Below are 16,621 nucleotides of genomic sequence, written 5' to 3'. Positions count from 1 at the left end.
TCTCATTAATGAATCCATATAAATTAGACTTTATTTGTGAGTTTTATATAATTAAACTTGATATTAAAGCTTATTTGCTATCAGAAAAGATTACTTGTTAAACAGTTTTATTGCAGTTAACCTTTCCTCTCACTTTTTCAGCAAACCCTAATTAAACTAAAGCAAAAGTTGAGAAAGCCAAATAATTCACCCGGCAAGTTATTTGCAACTTCATTGAGAACTACTAATATACCGCAATAGTTATTGAGCTATCGTCAGCATGTCGAGTTGTCATCGTTGAAATCACTGACACGACTTGGCAAAATTAAGTTAATTGCGAGTAAAAGGTTTTAGGTGTTGGGTGTTAGGCGTTAGGGAAATCCCGAAAAACGATGAATCCAGCAGTTATAGGGATAAAAATTCTTTATACCTAAAATATTCTCCGATCTAAATCAAAATATGACTTTTTTTTACCTAAAACCTACTACCTAAAACCTAACACCAGTCCTGACTAGACCATAAAATTATCAAGTCGTGTCACTGAATCTCAGAAACCCTTTTCAGGCATACTTTAAAATGCATTTTTTTTGATAATAAACTTAAAAATCTGTATTTTCCTTAGACCTTATTCACAATATATTTACCTAATCTTTCGAAGAAATACGGATGTATAGTATGCGAATTATTCGCTATTTTCTACATAGAGAATTAATTATTTTTTACAAACACTATCATTATTCAGATCAATAATCATGTCATTTAAATATACTAAGTCAATCAAATTTGCAGCTACTAGTCTTTTAGCCATCTTAATAACTGGAGTTAGTACGGTTCCAACTTTCATCAATCAAGATTCTCAAGCACAAGCCCAATCTACTACCCCGCGGCTGTGGGGAATTGATGAAGATGACGGACAGCTCTTTTCTTTTGAGGACTATACGACTTTAAATGGATTTACTGATTATGGTCAACTGAAATGGAATAATAATGGCAATATCGAAATTATTGGCTCCAATATTGAAGCCATGACTCTAGATGAAGATGGCACTATGTATATGGCGTTAGATGATATTTTGGGTGTTGAAAATCCTGGAGGATATTGTGCTACCTTAATGTCCTTTAATATCCAAGATGCTCTACTGCTAGGTAGTGGGGATAATGTGGTGGATATTTTAGGTGCAATTCAAATTCCTTGTGATAGTAGTAGAGATAATGTATCGGGACTATCCATAGATCCTCTAACTGGTGATTTAATCGCTTTACTCAAAGATTATAATAATGGCGATCAGACGGTGCATGACAAACTCTATAAAATTAGTAAAAGTGATGGTAGTGTTAGTAACGTTGACAGCAATGGAACTCCCCAGGCCATAGGAACTATTCAAGGTTTAGGTGAAGAGTCTTCTAAAGCAGAAGATATTGAACATGCGCCAGATGGCAGGCTGTTTGTGACAGATAATGATGATGACGAAACTTATGAAGTTAACCCCAGTACAGGAGAAATCATCACAATTACTGATCAATCTCAAGAGGATGGTTTAGAAAATATTAGCAGCGTTAAGATTGAAGCCTTGGGCTGGGATTTTGGCAATAATATTTTAGTTGGTAATGATGACAATAATGAAGTGATTGCTAAACTAACCTTGCAAGAGGGAGGCAATCATAGCTATGGTGATACTAATGGAATGGGTCTCACCGATGTTGAAGGAATTGACTTCGTGCCGACTCCAGATGGAGAACCCATAGTTACCTCAACAGAAAATTATTTTATCGACTAATCAGCATAGGCACTGATAAAAGATTGTTAATGATAATAAACTTGAAGTATATTACAGGGATTGATCAACTGAATCAATCCATTTTTTTAGGATAGGATTAACAATTTCTGGGGCTTCATCCTGGGGACAGTGACCCAAGCCTTCTAAGGCAATAAACTCATCTACCGTAGAAAATTTTGCCAGTTCTTGGCCCATTTCCACTGGCTCCCAAGGATCTTCTGTTCCCCATAATAAAATAGTTGGGCAATTTAAATTGGGGAGTAACTCTTCGGGCAAAGCCCCTTGAGAATAACGGGTAAAAGCACAAAAAACATCTGCTGCACCTTCATCCATAGCAGGAGTCATCAAAATTTCAATTAATTCATCTGTCACAGCTTCGGGGCGACGATAAGCTTGCAGGAGGATTTTTTTGACAACTTGGGGTTTAGCTATTTGTTTAAAGAACAAATTTCCGATCGCTCTTTTGGCTAGTAATTTTTGCATCAACGAGGCTCCAAAACTACGAAACCAAGGCAGTTCTGCTCTTTTGCTATCATGTAACAATCTCAGAGAACAGTTAATTGCGGCAACCCCTTGCACGATTTCTGGATGATCAACGGCTGTTTGCATAGCCACCACACAGCCAATAGAATTCCCGATTAAAAAAGCTACACTCCCGACTACTTCCCGACAAAAATCTGCTACTAATTGACTCCAAGTTTCGAACGTATAGGCAATCTCTTCTCCTGGAATTGGTTTAGCTGAGCCACCAAAACCAATTAAGTCAATCGCATAACAACGATAATCTTGACCCAAAACAGGTAAATTTTTTCGCCAATGTCCCCAAGAAGCACCAAAGCCATGGACTAATACTACTGCTGGACCACGGTCACCACTCTGCTGGTAAGTAATGGGAAAACCTCTCCAACTCCAGGTTTTAGCAGTTTTGTCTATAGTAGTTGTCGAAATCATAAAAATAAAGGATTTAGGAACGAAGAAATAATATTTACTTTTCTTAATAATAATTAATATACTATACAGACATAAAAAAAGTGGGACAGAACCCACCAAAATAAATTCATTTAAATTAACACCCATTCAAGGGTAAAAATTAGCAAAACTAATCAAGATATCCCATTAAAGTTGTGGCATCGTCAATTTCATTAGAAGCAACAGGACGATTTCCCATAATAACTAAAGTGTCGCTAACTTGTAGGCTACTCAATGCAATAGGACGATTTCCCGAAATAACCATAGTGCTACTGATCTTCATGCCACTTTTGGTTACAGGACGAGCAGAACCCACTGATGCGTAGGTTTTTACGATCTCAAGGTGACTAGGTTCAATAGGTCTATTTCCAGGCAATAGGGTCTGGGGAATGGATAAAGCAGTGCTCGATTCTTGGCTAGATTCTTGAATGGTCTCAACAGTCATCGGTTTTTCTCCTAGATGTGAATAAAATTATGAAGTAGATTCTGGAAAATTAAATAAAGAATATGAATTGTATAGTTTCTTCTATTTTCTTATAATTCTTACATTCTCTGGTGTTTATCGCAAGATTATAGATATTTAAATTTAAGTTGAATGAGTTAACTTCCGCTAATATGTACGACAATCTCTCGTTGGTGACTCCGTTGGCGATGTTCCCAAAGATAGATACCTTGCCAAATACCCAAAACGAGTCGGCTATCTGCGATCGGAATTTGTTCAGAAGTGTGGGTTAAAGCCGAGCGAATATGAGCTGGCATATCATCGGGGCCTTCGGCATTATGTATATAGGCCATCGAGTCTTCGGGAACCAATTTGGCAAAAAAATTAGCTAAGTCTTCAAGGACATCCGGATCGGCATTTTCCTGGATAACTAAAGAGGCAGAAGTATGACGCACAAAGATGGTGCATAAACCCGTTTCAATACTAGATTCAGCGACAATTCTTTCTATTTTGTTAGTTATTTTATGAAGAGATTTTCCAGTAGTTTGAACACGAAGAGCTTTTTGATAGTGTTTCATGGATAATACTTGATATCTATTCGTCTTGTTTATCTTAGCTTTTGGCTTTTTAACTATCCATCCGAATTTAGACCAAAATCAATCAGGGAAAAATGGGAAAGATAATAATGCGTATAATCTTTAATTCACTGACAGGAATATGGCTAAGGTCGCAACGACAAGATTTGAGTTATCTGGCAGAGAAACTTACCAGAAAATTGCGAATAATCTGCAGAAGGTGATTAAAGACCAGTCTGGGGCCATTAGAACTCTTCTTGCTGCTTTTGCTAGTGGAGGACATGTGCTGTTGGAAGATTATCCTGGCACGGGGAAAACTACTTTAGCTAAAGCATTGGCCTTTTCGATTGATGCTAAGTTCAAACGAATTCAATTCACCCCAGATCTTTTACCTTCAGACATTCTGGGGATCTCGATTTTTGATCAAAGCGATCGCTCTTTTCGGTTTCATGAAGGACCAATTTTCGCCAATATTGTCTTAGTCGACGAAATAAACCGGGCTTCTCCTCGGACTCAATCCGCTTTGCTCGAAGCAATGGCCGAGTCTCAAGTCAGTGTTGATGGTCAGATAAGGCAACTGAAAGATCTCTTTTTTACCATTGCAACCCAAAATCCTGTGGGTTCTCATGGCACCTACCCCCTGCCCGAAGCTCAAATAGATCGCTTTGCTGTTAAATTCAGTTTGGGATATATTTCCCCCGAAGAAGAGGTGAGAATTCTTACCGAACAAATCCAAGCTCATCCAATCGAGCGAACGCAGGCTTGTGTTTCCTTGGCAGACGCGATCGCACTTAAGGAACAGGTAAAAAAAATCAGAGTAGGAGCAGAAATCAAACGCTATATTGTCGATATCGTAAATGCCACTCGTTCCTCTTCAGGAGTGCAATTAGGAGCAAGCCCCAGAGCTTCTCTAGCTTTAATGAAGTTGTCTCAAGCCTTAGCTTTGTTTGATGGACAGGAATTTGTCACCCCAGAACAGGTGAAAGAAATAGCAGTAGCTGCGATCGCTCATAGATTATTAATGGAACCCCAGGCCCGATTTTCTGGCAGAACAGCAGAAACTGTAGTGGAAGAAATTTTAGGTTCTATCCCAGTTCCCGCTTAATTCAACTAAGCTATTTCTTAACTTTCCTGTTAGGTTGTATGGGAGCATAGGGAGATGGGGAATTGGGGGATTAGCCATTAGCTATTAGCAAAGAATATCAAATTCCCGCATGTCCTAAGGCCAAACCAGCAGTTAACATGCCAAAAACTAAAAATGGCTGGGCACTAGCTTGGTATTTGACATCATTTTCTAAAGGATCACGAAGAAAATAAATATTTTGGAAGATCATTTGAGGTAGGATCAATACGCCTAAGATAATCGCATAGATATTTTCATGAATAACAACTAAATAGCTAGCAATCCCGATTTGAAAAGTATCGATCATGATGACGCAAATCCAGGCTGCAGTTGTAATCCCAAACATTACAGGCAGCGACTTCAATCCTAAAGTGCGATCGCCTTCCACACTTTTAAAATCATTAACGACCGCAATACCCAAGCCCGCAAAACTATAAATCAGGGTTAGAATCACAATCGTCCAGTTTAATTCCCCGAAAAGAGCATGACCTGCCCACCAAGGTAAGGCAATATAACTAGAACCCAAAGCATAATTGCCCAACCAACCATTTTGTTTGAGCTTCAGCGGTGGCGCAGAATAGATATAGGCGACAAACGCACCACCTAAAGTGAGACAGAACATTACAGGAAAATCATGTCCCGCTACTAAATCCAGAACATAGGATAAACCCAAACCACCCACAAGCAGAATAATAATCTGAGTTACCACTTGAGGAATCGAGATGGCTCCAGAAGGAATGGGGCGATAGGGTTCATTGATGGCATCAATTTCGCGATCATAAAAGTCATTAATCGTCTGGGTGTAACCAGTCATCAGTGGTCCAGATAACAGCATACAAGCTGCTGCGGTAAAAATATTCTCAATTGACCAGGTGAAATTACCAGAAGAAGCGGCACCACAAACGACACCCCAAATTAAGGGTATCCAAGTAATTGGCTTCATCAATTGCAAGCGAATTTTCCAAATATTAGTCTCTCCAGCAGCAGCACCCTTCATTCCCAGTAGCTGACGAGCTTTAGAGTTTTTTTCCTCTTGAGGATTATCTTCTATTTTATTTTCTGCTGTTTGATCGCTCACTTTATCTAGCTCCAAATTAATACTTAATACTTATTAGTAACCAATAACCAATCTCTCAACACATATCGTTGTGAGCTGAAACCAATTGTACTAATTAGTTAACTCTTTAATCAATTTTCAACTAAAACCGGGTCGGCATGTACCTTGATCCGAGACTTGATAACTGATGGGTGTTAACTGATAACTAAATAACGGGTGCGGAAGGACTTGAACCTTCGACCGACCGCTTAGAAGGCGGTTGCTCTATCCGCTGAGCTACGCACCCAAGACTTTAAGTGTTAATTCTGATGATAGACTCGGGGAATTGGATTATAACAGATTACCACTTTCTCTGGATTGGTGAACATCGAAACAGAATTATAGCAAACTTTTTAATATTTTTTGCCGCAATTGAACCTAATTTCAAGTAACATCAAGTCTGGAAAGAGACTTCCAAACTCCTCTAAACTAATAGAATTAAAGTTTATAAAAAACTTGCAATTAAATCAATCAAGCATGGCTAAAAAAAGCACTTTCAATCAAAAATTGAGTTCTCTTCTCATTACAGGATTATTGGCTCTGTCCATAGGTGGTTGTGGCACTAGTAGTGACAACAATACAGAACAATCGACAACTAACAGTCGCCTAGAAACCGTGAAAAACCGAGGAAGTTTGGTTTGCGGAGTTAATGGTCAATTACCAGGCTTTAGTTTTGTTAACGAAGATGGCGAATATTCTGGCATGGATGTGGATGTCTGTCGTGCGATCGCTTCAGCATTATTTGACGATCCCAACCAAGTTGAATTTCGAGACCTGAGCGCCACAGAACGCTTTACCGCAGTCATCTCAGGAGAAGTCGATCTCTTAAGCCGCAACACTACCTGGACATTAAACCGTGACACCGCTGCCGGGATGGAATTTGCTCCCACGACCTTCTATGATGGGCAAGGCATTATGATCACCAAGGCTAGTAATATTAAAAAACTAGAGGATCTTAATGAAAAGTCGATTTGTGCCTTGTCAGGAACTACTACAGAACAGAATTTAGCTGATCGAATGCGAAAATTGGGAGTAACTTATGAACCCGTAGTATTTGACGACCCCGATGCTGTTTATGCTGCCTATGAACAAGGACGCTGTGAAGCTGTTACCAGCGATCGCTCTCAATTAACCGCGAGGCGCGCCGTGCTAGCCAATCCCCAAGATCATGAACTGTTAACCGTAGTGCTATCAAAAGAGCCTTTAGGGCCACTAGTAACTAATGGAGATTCTCAGTGGTTTGATGCTGTGAAATGGATTACCTATGCTTTAATGCAGGCTGAAGAATTTGGCATTACTTCAGCAAACCTTAGCAGTTTTGATAATACAGAAGATCCTCAAATTCAACGCTTTTTAGGCCAGGTAGGCAATCTAGGTGAAGATATGGGATTACCCAACGATTTTGCTGCCAGAATCATTAAGAATGTGGGTAATTATGGGGAAATCTACGAAAAAAATATTGGTCAACCTTTTGGATTAGAAAGAGGTCTGAATAATCTGTGGACTAACGGAGGTCTATTATATGCTCCTCCTTTCAGGTAAGTAGTAGGTAACTAGTAATATGTAAAAGATACCCTCCCATCAGAAATTGGGAACCCCTCAGCATTTTTTACTCTTCACTATTCCTCATCTCTTATCCCTTATCCCTTATCCCTCATCCCTTATCCCTTATCCTTATAGCCCTCATCCTTATTAATTAGCGACTCCGTCAGGAATCATAATTAACTCTTTTATAATGCGATCTATTTCTGTTAAAACTTTGTTCTGGCTCTGTTCTGTTTGGTTGTCACCCACCACAGAAGTTTCCAGCTCTTCTAGATCTTGTCGCAAATTATTTAGTGTATCTTGTAATGGTTGTAGGGTCTTTTGGTAAAAATCAATTTTAGTTTGTATTTGTGAAAACCTAACTTTAGCTTGTTGCCAAGCATCTTGTTTTTGCATGACCTCTTGTCGTAAATTATCTGTATTAGTTTGTTGTTGCTGAATTTTTACTTCTAGCTGTTCGATCTCAAGTTGAATCTGATGGATTTCTTCATTAATTTGTTGTTGCTTTTCCTGCAATTTAACTTTGCTGTTCTGGACAAGCCTTTTGATAGGCTCTAAATCAATAGTTGGTAATTCAGAATCGAGATCAATGATTCCTTGACGTCGTTTCAAAATACGAGAATGTTGTAGCAATATTTCGTGTCTTTCTTTAAGTGAACGACGTTGACCAACCAAAGTTTTATCCAACATCTTTTTCGCTTCTTTTTCTTCAGAGAGTTCTTGTTCTAATGACAAACGATCAAATTCACTAGCTTCGTTAATCTTTTGTTCTAACTCCTCTACGGCTTTGCATTGCCAACTTAATTCTTCCTCTTGATCACTGACAAATTTAGCAACTTTCTCTAGATCTTTTTGCAGGCTTGCGACAATTTCTTCCAATTCAGGAAGCGGAGTATTTTCTAAAGATTTTAAATCCAACTGCTGCCCTAAATTAGCTCCTGAAGATTCGATTCCCATACGGTCAAATGATTCGGCAATTTCCGTTTGAGCCTGCTCTTGCGATGCCAAAATATTAAGCAAATCTTGTTTGATTTCTAAAGATTTCTTGGCCGTTTGCAATTTTTCGGTCATTTGTGCTGTTGATGATACACAAACTTCCCAATCTTGCTGAAATTGTTGAAATTCAGATTCACATTGAGAACATTCCTGCTGTGATTTGGGAATATTTTGCTGGTTTTGTGATAATTCCTGCCAGTATTTGGCAAAAAAGCCCTGTTGCTCCTCAATAGCTTTGAAAGCAAGTTGTAGTTTTTGTTGTATCGATTCTGTGGGAATTGTTTCGGCCTTGAGAGAATCTAGCAAGGTTAATATTTCATCCGCTTGGGATTCATCTATCAACTTAGAATCACGAAGCTTTTGTGTTAGAAGATTTTGCTCGCCCCTAAGTTGCTCCCAAGCCTGTTCTAGTTCTTGAGATTTCGTCTCAAATTTAGTTTTAATTTGCTCTGCTTCTTGTCGAGCTCTAGCGATCTCTTGGCGTTGCTCCTCAAACTTTTCAGATTCTGCCTCCATTTGCTCTAAATGTTCAAGGCGATTCTCCATCTCTATTTCACGACGACTTAACTCCTCGCTTTGAATGGTTAAAGATTCTTTCCACCCTTCAATCTCGTTTTCTTGACTTTTTGTCTTGTCTAATAACCGGGAGAATCCTTGCAAAATTACAATCATTTCCTTGGCTGCAGTTTCTATTTTGCCCTGGACTTGACGATTTGTAATATTGACGATTACTAGGGCCCCATCCCCCAAATTACCTATATCATCATTCTCAATAAACTCATTTCCAGGCACAACACTCCAGCTACGATCATTTCTTTGACAAGCTAGTAGCTTGAGTTTGGTTTCAAAACCACCCATGAATCCTTTACTTTGTTTTTGTATTTCTGCCAGATATCGCACTCTTGCAATCTCCTCGGTTTTTATAACTAAACTTCTGATTATCTACTTAAATTAAGGGTATTAATGTAAATTTTGTTTTGCTATGACTTTCTTGTAGAACGATAAAAAACTAATCAATAAATTTATTGCAGTGTGACTACCCATCCAGGATAACCAGCATCAGAATTGGTTGCCAAGTTTATATCTGATTATTCTGCAAATTTTTGATAATCAATGATATATGTGGCGGTTAGTGAAAATGTAGAGTATATTCTGAAGCAAAGAAGATATCAATTAACATCAAGACAATCAAATAAAAGCTTGTTTTATTAGGTATCTTTCAATTTCGTTTTCGTAAAAGTTAATTTTCTTTCAGATTGGAGGAATACTATTAGTCATTGCGCTAGTAACAGTAGTCGTCGAAAACTGGCAAGCAACTAGAATCATGGTGTTAAATTTTAACAAGTTTAAATGCCTATGTTTTGGTCAATGAACTAGCTATCAAATGGACTTTGTTGGTTTATTTGTATAGCAAGTTGTCGAAAGTAATAATAGCCTCTAGTTGACAGCTACCCTTATTTAGGTTGCTCGTCAATTTCATTGGTCACAAAGTAAACTTTAAGTAATTGAGTATGGATTTTTGCAGATAGCGTGTTATGAGCAAAGTTCTAATCGTGGAAGATAGTTTAGCACAAAGACAAATGATTTCAGATCTACTTAAAGGAAGTGGACTTAAGGTTGTCGTTGCTTCTGATGGAGTAGAAGCATTGGAGTATCTAGAAAAGTTCAATCCGGACATTGTAGTAATGGATATTGTCATGCCAAGAATGAATGGTTATGAACTTTGTCGTCGTCTGAAGTCGGATCCTAAAACCCAGAATGTGCCTGTGGTTATGTGTTCTTCGAAAGGAGAAGAGTTTGATCGCTATTGGGGGATGAAGCAAGGTGCAGATGCTTATATTGCTAAGCCTTTTCAGCCAGTGGAATTAATTGGGACGGTTAAGCAGTTGCTGAGAGCATAGCTTAAAAGTCCCTATGAAAAATAGTTCAAGCAACATCAGAAATCCAATATTTTAAACATTTACTGTCCTAAAATTACATGGTTACTAATCCAGATATATTCCTTGGTGACGGTCAAGACCTTTCTTTAGAGCTGCAACCCTTAGAAAATCCTGAGGGTGAGTTGCACCTTCGGTTCTATTTAGCTTCGGGCAAGGAATTTGCACTGCCAGCAACCGAAATTGCAGAGGTAACACAACAAACTCCGGATGAAATTGCGCCTATTCCCAATGCTTCACCTCTATTGCTAGGAACAATAAACCTCAGGGGAAAAATAGTTTGGGTGGCCGATCTGGGGCAATTTTTAGGTGATTCCAATAGCCTGAATACGGATAGACCCAATATTCCTGTAATCGCAATTGAAAATCAAGACCAAGTATTGGGATTAGCTATTGAAAGACTAGGGGATATGGATTGGTTGGATCTAGAAAATTTAGAAATTGCCTCTGATGTTCCAGACAGTATGTCTCCTTTTATTGCTGGTCAATGGAAATCACCCGAGGATCAACAAGCTAGCTTAAATCTTCTAGATTCTATTAAGTTATTACGTTCTGCCCGATGGGGAGCATAGTAAGGAATACTGGATATAATATTTATCCATTACACTAAAATTTATCTCTAAAATATTGTAAAAATATTGCTGTTTTATAATTAATAGCTAATAGCAATTAGCACAGTATCAAGACAACTTTAAATTAATTTAATATATTAAAGCAAATGGCATCAGGAACTAATTATTCGCAAGAGTACGCACAGGCAGAAAAAGCTTATCTACAAGGAAATTTTACTCAAGCAGCTGAGATTATTGATCGTTTGGTTGAAGAGTTTTCAGATAACCCAAATGTTTTATTGCTAAGAGGCCATATCTATTGTTACGGGTTCCAAAATTATGAATTAGCACAGCAACTTTATGAATCTGTGTTAGAGCTTAGCCAAGAACAAGGATTGTTGGATTTTGCTTACAATGGAATTGAACAGGTTCAGCAATTGCAAAAACAAGCTGAGAACGATGGCTTGTTTGAGCAAGGTTATGAAATGGAAGAGCTTGATAATAATAATTGGGATAGTGCCAATTTTCAAGAGGGTGAGGATTTAATAGATGCCTCAAGCAAACTTAATGGGCAAAATGATTTTAGTTTTTCAGAAGAAGATAATGAAGATGCTTTTGCCAACTTCAGCATTTCAGAATCGGAAAATGAATCTTTAGATGAATTAGATAATGATGATAATTATGAATTGCCAGAGCTTTCTTTTGAGGAAGAAGGAACAGAGATAGTTGGGGAAATTAACGAGAGTTCCTCTGAAGATGACATAAAAGCTCGGCCTTCTGTCCATAATAGTTCAACTTTTATGGTTGATGATGAGGAGGAGTCTGATGATGATGAGGATTATCTGGCTAATTCCTTAGCTGAATTTGAGATGGATAATAATTTTGTAGAGGAAAATGAGGTTGATGATAATTCTGAAATTGAGATTGACACTGTATTAACAGAACCTTTTGCGATCGACAATTCTGGAGGATTCAATATAGAGGAATCTTCAGAACAATATGGATTAGATTATCAAGACGAGCTGGAGTTTGATGAAATAGATAGCAGTTTTTTCGACCTCGAGGAATTAGAACAAGGACTTCCTGATACTGGGTTATTCAATGTATCTCAAGAGGAAACTGAAGATAGTCCCAGTCTTCCAGCCAGTGAAATGATGGAATACGAAGATTCTAGTTTTGTAAATCCTAGTTCTGCGATTAATCCTATTGAGAATAGCATTGACAACAGTCAACTAGAAATGACAGCGGCAAATGACTCCGATATTGAACCGGTTGTCGAAGTCAAACAGGGTGCTTTCTCTGGGTTTGCTAATTCTTCTATCAAGAAAAAATTATTTGTAACCGCACTATCTACTGGAATAGTTTCTGCGATCGCAGTAGGGATTGTCACCAAAGGTAACTTAAAAGAACAAGTGAAATTACTGCCTTTGAGCTTAATTTCTCTGGTTGCGGGAGGGACGAGTTTTAGTACGGCAATGATTTTTGGAACCTTAATCAATAAACAAATCCAACAAGCGGCCGACAACTTACAAAGTCAATTTGAGGATGTTTATCAAGGAAACCTTAATGCGAAAGCCACAGTATATTCTCAGGATGAGTTTGGGAAATTAGCGACAGGTTTCAACCGTATGACAAGGGTGATTTTAACCACCACCCAAGAAGCTCAAAGAAGAGCCGAAGAAACAGAACAAGCCAAAGAGGATTTACAACGTCAAGTTATTCGTCTTCTAGATGATGTGGAAGGCGCAGCTAGAGGGGATTTGACCGTACAGGCCACAGTGACAGCCGACGTTCTGGGTGCGGTAGCTGACGCTTTTAACTTAACAATTCAAAGTCTGCGAGAAATTGTTCGTCAGGTAAAACAAGCAGCAGAACAAGTAAACAAGAGTTCTACCGACAGTGAATTATTTGCTCGCAACCAATCAAGCGAAGCTTTACGGATGGCCGAGGAATTAGCGGTAACTCTAAACTCGGTGCAAATGATGACCGAATCTATTGAGCGGGTAGCAGAAAATGCCCGTGAGGCAGAAGAAGTTGCTCGTTCATCGTCGGTAACAGCCCTCAGAGGAGGAAAAGCGGTAGAAAGTACGGTAGCAGGTATTTTCCAAATTAGAGAGACGGTATCGGAAACGGCAAGAAAGGTAAAACGACTAGCAGAAGCTTCTCAGGAAATCTCCAAAATTGTCCTCATAATTTCCCAGATTGCTGAAAGAACCAACCAGCTAGCACTGAACGCCTCGATTCAAGCAGCCAAAGCAGGAGAAGCAGGTAGGGGTTTTGCAGTCGTTGCGGACGAGGTTCGTCAATTAGCAGATAGGTCAGGAAAATCCCTAAAAGAAATTGAGCAAATCGTATTACAAATTCAAAGTGAGACTGGCTCGGTTATGACCGCCATGGAAGAAGGGATTCAGGAGGTAATTGAAGTTACAGATCGGGCAGATCAAGCGAAAACGGCGCTGGAAGATATCATTCAGGTATCGAATCGGATTGATACGCTGGTTCGTTCTATTACTGCTGACACGGTAGAGCAAAGGGAAAATTCCCGTGCTGTGGCACAAGTAATGCAATCGGTAGAGTTAACAGCCCAAGCAACTTCTCAAGAATCGCAAAGGGTTGCTGGTTCACTTCAAAGTCTGGTTAGTATTGCCCGCGACCTATTATCTTCTGTTGAACGGTTCCGCATTGAAAAAGATGAGGAATAACTTTTTTGGTTCAATACTGTAAGATGATCTACTGATTCATGTTGTTCTTGTTTTCTCAAAACGAAATGAATATTGCCCATCGTAAATAACCAATAAAATATGGCACGTGGAAATAGTGGAATTAATTTATGGGCGCAGAGATTTATCGCAGCAGTTTTTTTAGCCGGACAAACTCTTGTTCATTTGTTTCAGGGTAAAATTAACCGTCGCAACACCATAGCGCAAATGATTGTCGTAGGGCCAGATTCTCTGGGGATTGCGCTTTTAACAGCTAGTTTTGTGGGAATGGTTTTTACAATTCAGGTTGCAAAAGAATTTCTTGATTTTGGTGCGGGAAGAGTTGTTGGTGGGGTATTGGCCCTAGCTCTAACTAGAGAGTTGGCTCCTGTTTTAACCGCAGTAGTTTTGGCTGGAAGGGTTGGTTCTGCTTTCGCCGCGGAAATTGGCACAATGCGAGTGACCGAACAAATTGATGCTCTATATATTCTGAAAACCGACCCTATAGATTATTTGGTTGTGCCTCGTGTAATTGCTTGTTGCTTGATGTTGCCTATCTTGACATTTTTGTCTCTACTTGTGGGAATGTTTGGCGGACTACTCATTGCTGATGGTTTCTTTGATATTTCTCCTGTAGTATTTCTTGACTCGATACAGAATTTTTTGAAGGTTTGGGATTTATGGACTGCCATGATCAAATCAGTGGTTTTTGGTGGTTTAGTCGCGATTATTGGTTGTAGCTGGGGCATGACGACAACAGGTGGAGCTAAGGGTGTGGGACAATCAACGACGACAGCAGTGGTAACAGCTTTACTCGCTATTTTTGTTGCTAATTTCTTTTTGTCTTGGATAATGTTTCAAACTACATAACTAAATTATTCACTTTTTTCGCCCTGAAGGGGGGCTTTAAACCTAATTTATTGGTAAGCTTAAGCCCTAGGTAGTAGAAAAACCTGAGTTCGATGAGTACAAAATTTGCTAGTTCTGAATAGGGATTTGGGGATTTGGGGATTTGGGAAAAGCCTATTACTTCGTTGTTAAACTTGGAAAATGTAATCAAAAAGAAAATTCATCGAACTGACTTAGAAAAAGTACTGCATTACTTTGAAAAACCACACCTTCTATACATAAGGACCTGAAGGCAACACCTTGATCCACAAAGATACTAGAGAGACTCGGATTAGCATTGATATTTGCAGTTTCCCCTGGCCCTGCATAAAGAAAGGTTCCATTTTGGAGATTCTGAAAACGATTGAAGTCTGTTCCCGTTGGTGAACCTGCCCCAAAGAGATAAAATTCAGGAATATCTTGACCGCTAGGATCAAACCCCTGTCTTCTCCATTGGTTCCTTTGAGGGGAACCTTCGGCAAAGATTCCGTTATATTCTTCTGTACTGACAAAGAGGAAAGTTCCTGGAGTAGTCAAACTTTCTAAGCGGAAAAATGGCAGTAGATTATCTCCTGGGACAACGCTAGCAGTGAATGCTGGATTAACTGTACCATCGGGGTTCACACCATCGAGGGCAAAGTTAGTAAGGTTGGGGTCATTGAGAATGGCGTCTCTTTCTGCTGCTCCCGCATAGAGAAAAGTTCCTGAAGTAAAGCCAGTATTACGAAGACGGAATAATTGTAATGTTTTGGTGATATCGTCGTCTTGAATAATCCCGACTGCGGACCCATCAACGATACTGGCATTACCGACTACATTACTTAGTTCGACAGATAGGAGTTCTGGTTGTTCTATCAGATCGTCATCGATAATAGGAATTGCAATAGTTTGTTCGGTTACACCAGGGGAAAAGATGACTGTGCCATCGGTAGATGCATAATCTACTCCGGCTGTGGCGGTATTCGGTGTAATGGTATAGTTAACAGCAATTTCTTCGGTGGCTATTTGTCCGAGAGATTCTTCTAGGTTGACAGTAAATACTAAATTGGCACTATTGTTTTCTGCTTCAACAACTGTTGCATCGTCAATGGAAAGGAATAGTCCATATTCATAAGCACCAATGTCTATGGTGCCGTTGAAGATACGAGAGTTGCCGAGAAATCTGTATCTAGATTTATAGGATCGTTATTTCCAGCATCAATGCCAGGAGAATTTAGCTGTAAACGAAAGTCATTATTATCTGGATCGACGAATTGAGGATCGTCATCAATGTTATTTTCACTTCCTTCTTCTTCGTAGCCTCCAATAACTATATTGTTGCTTATATTCGGTGGAGTAAAAGCACCGAAGGTAGTCCTGACAAGAATAGGATTATCGCGTCCATTGGTATCCCAAAAGATATTATTTTCAATTTGTTCTACTTCGTCCCCATTCCTTTTCGCAATATGGAGCGATCCACCTTCACTAGCTAAATTATTTACAAATATACTATTCACAACTTCAAGGTCGCTAAAAGTGCTAATCCCACTAGCATCATGATATACAGCACCACCACCTTGAGCTTCATTCTCAACAAATAGGCTATTAATGATTTTTGGGTCAAGGTTATTAAAAAAGTAAATTGCACCACCCAATAAAGCAGAATTATTCTTAAGTACTACGTTAACGATATTGAGGCTACTGTCTTCGCCAGTAAAAATTCCACCGCCTTCTCCACTAGCAAAGTTATCAGTAATAATTAAGTTCTCGAGAGTCGCATTCGCATTTTCAAAGCCAAAAATCCCTCCACCATCATCTGTCCTGACCCCAAAATTTTCTGTGTCTGCTTGACCTTCTGTAATGGTAAAACCATCAATTATAGTTGAAGCGCTCGTATCTGTAATATCAACGACATGATGGCAGCAATTCCAAATTCGAAAGTAACAGGGGATACAGAACTAGGCTTACGGTAGCGCAGCAAGATAGAAAAAAGTCAGAAATCAAGAGTGAGCTAATTTATGGAAGTCAAAGCGCTTAGTTTCACAGTGCTTTTAGGATATATAG

At 39.1% G+C, this 16,621-nt stretch carries 14 protein-coding genes, 1 tRNA gene and 1 pseudogene; 7 read left to right on the top strand and 9 right to left on the bottom strand.

The window, feature by feature from the left end; genetic code table 11:
• Window positions 1–731: 731 nt before the first annotated feature.
• Window positions 732–1,757 carry a hypothetical protein gene (locus XEN7305_RS03315; protein WP_006507918.1) on the top strand — a complete coding sequence of 342 codons (1,026 nt, stop codon included), beginning with the start codon at window positions 732–734 and terminating at the stop codon, window positions 1,755–1,757.
• A gap of 51 nt (window positions 1,758–1,808) precedes the next feature.
• On the opposite strand, the gene XEN7305_RS03310 is transcribed toward XEN7305_RS03315, so the two are convergent.
• From XEN7305_RS03310 to XEN7305_RS03300, 3 genes are all read right to left on the bottom strand, one after another.
• Window positions 1,809–2,708: an alpha/beta fold hydrolase gene (locus XEN7305_RS03310; protein ID WP_040896612.1), complete on the bottom strand. Its 900-nt coding sequence runs from the start codon at window positions 2,706–2,708 to the stop codon at window positions 1,809–1,811.
• A gap of 148 nt (window positions 2,709–2,856) precedes the next feature.
• A complete protein-coding gene (locus XEN7305_RS03305) occupies window positions 2,857–3,171 on the bottom strand; it encodes a hypothetical protein (protein WP_006507916.1) in 315 nt (104 codons plus the stop codon).
• Between the two features lie 155 nt (window positions 3,172–3,326).
• Window positions 3,327–3,746 carry a secondary thiamine-phosphate synthase enzyme YjbQ gene (locus tag XEN7305_RS03300; protein WP_006507915.1) on the bottom strand — a complete coding sequence of 140 codons (420 nt, stop codon included), beginning with the start codon at window positions 3,744–3,746 and terminating at the stop codon, window positions 3,327–3,329.
• A gap of 139 nt (window positions 3,747–3,885) precedes the next feature.
• On the opposite strand from XEN7305_RS03300, the gene XEN7305_RS03295 reads away from it, so the two are divergent.
• Window positions 3,886–4,848, top strand: a complete 963-nt coding sequence (locus XEN7305_RS03295; protein ID WP_006507914.1) for a MoxR family ATPase — start codon at window positions 3,886–3,888, stop codon at window positions 4,846–4,848.
• A gap of 97 nt (window positions 4,849–4,945) precedes the next feature.
• Here the strand turns inward: XEN7305_RS03295 and chlG are convergent, their stop codons facing one another.
• Together chlG and XEN7305_RS03285 are read right to left on the bottom strand one after the other, a co-directional pair.
• A complete protein-coding gene (chlG, locus tag XEN7305_RS03290) occupies window positions 4,946–5,944 on the bottom strand; it encodes a chlorophyll synthase ChlG (RefSeq protein WP_006507913.1) in 999 nt (332 codons plus the stop codon).
• A 192-nt stretch (window positions 5,945–6,136) separates the two neighbouring features.
• A tRNA-Arg gene (locus tag XEN7305_RS03285) sits at window positions 6,137–6,209 on the bottom strand.
• A 230-nt stretch (window positions 6,210–6,439) separates the two neighbouring features.
• On the opposite strand from XEN7305_RS03285, the gene XEN7305_RS03280 reads away from it, so the two are divergent.
• Window positions 6,440–7,504: an amino acid ABC transporter substrate-binding protein gene (locus tag XEN7305_RS03280; RefSeq protein WP_006507912.1), complete on the top strand. Its 1,065-nt coding sequence runs from the start codon at window positions 6,440–6,442 to the stop codon at window positions 7,502–7,504.
• Window positions 7,505–7,654: 150 nt separating this feature from the next.
• Here the strand turns inward: XEN7305_RS03280 and hmpF are convergent, their stop codons facing one another.
• Window positions 7,655–9,403 (bottom strand): pilus motility taxis protein HmpF, encoded by a 1,749-nt coding sequence (gene hmpF / locus XEN7305_RS03275; RefSeq protein ID WP_006507911.1) that lies wholly within the window; start codon window positions 9,401–9,403, stop codon window positions 7,655–7,657.
• A gap of 635 nt (window positions 9,404–10,038) precedes the next feature.
• Here hmpF and XEN7305_RS03270 point away from each other — a divergent pair.
• The 4 genes from XEN7305_RS03270 to XEN7305_RS03255 all read left to right on the top strand — a co-directional run bounded on the left by XEN7305_RS03270 (window position 10,039) and on the right by XEN7305_RS03255 (window position 14,560).
• Window positions 10,039–10,404, top strand: a complete 366-nt coding sequence (locus XEN7305_RS03270; protein ID WP_006507910.1) for a PleD family two-component system response regulator — start codon at window positions 10,039–10,041, stop codon at window positions 10,402–10,404.
• A gap of 77 nt (window positions 10,405–10,481) precedes the next feature.
• Window positions 10,482–11,012: a chemotaxis protein CheW gene (locus XEN7305_RS03265; protein WP_006507909.1), complete on the top strand. Its 531-nt coding sequence runs from the start codon at window positions 10,482–10,484 to the stop codon at window positions 11,010–11,012.
• 146 nt (window positions 11,013–11,158) lie between these two features.
• On the top strand, window positions 11,159–13,693 hold the full coding sequence (locus XEN7305_RS03260; protein ID WP_006507908.1) for a methyl-accepting chemotaxis protein: 2,535 nt from the start codon (window positions 11,159–11,161) through the stop codon (window positions 13,691–13,693).
• A 99-nt stretch (window positions 13,694–13,792) separates the two neighbouring features.
• The gene (locus tag XEN7305_RS03255; RefSeq protein ID WP_006507907.1) at window positions 13,793–14,560 is read left to right on the top strand and encodes an MlaE family lipid ABC transporter permease subunit; all 768 of its coding nucleotides are present in this window, start codon (window positions 13,793–13,795) and stop codon (window positions 14,558–14,560) included.
• A gap of 186 nt (window positions 14,561–14,746) precedes the next feature.
• Here XEN7305_RS03255 and XEN7305_RS29635 read toward each other — a convergent pair whose 3' ends face one another.
• The 3 genes and pseudogenes from XEN7305_RS29635 to XEN7305_RS03240 form a co-directional block, all read right to left on the bottom strand.
• Window positions 14,747–15,202: a hypothetical protein gene (locus XEN7305_RS29635; RefSeq protein WP_006507906.1), complete on the bottom strand. Its 456-nt coding sequence runs from the start codon at window positions 15,200–15,202 to the stop codon at window positions 14,747–14,749.
• 207 nt (window positions 15,203–15,409) lie between these two features.
• Window positions 15,410–15,667, bottom strand: a pseudogene (locus XEN7305_RS30260) (Calx-beta domain-containing protein); the annotation flags it as partial.
• Window positions 15,668–15,702: 35 nt separating this feature from the next.
• The gene (locus tag XEN7305_RS03240) at window positions 15,703–16,212 is read right to left on the bottom strand and encodes a hypothetical protein (RefSeq protein WP_006507905.1); all 510 of its coding nucleotides are present in this window, start codon (window positions 16,210–16,212) and stop codon (window positions 15,703–15,705) included.
• Between the last annotated feature and the right edge of the window lie 409 nt (window positions 16,213–16,621).

The sequence above is a fragment of the Xenococcus sp. PCC 7305 genome (genome assembly GCF_000332055.1).
GTDB lineage: Bacteria > Cyanobacteriota > Cyanobacteriia > Cyanobacteriales > Xenococcaceae > Xenococcus.
This window is presented reverse-complemented; position numbering and strand designations above follow the sequence as displayed.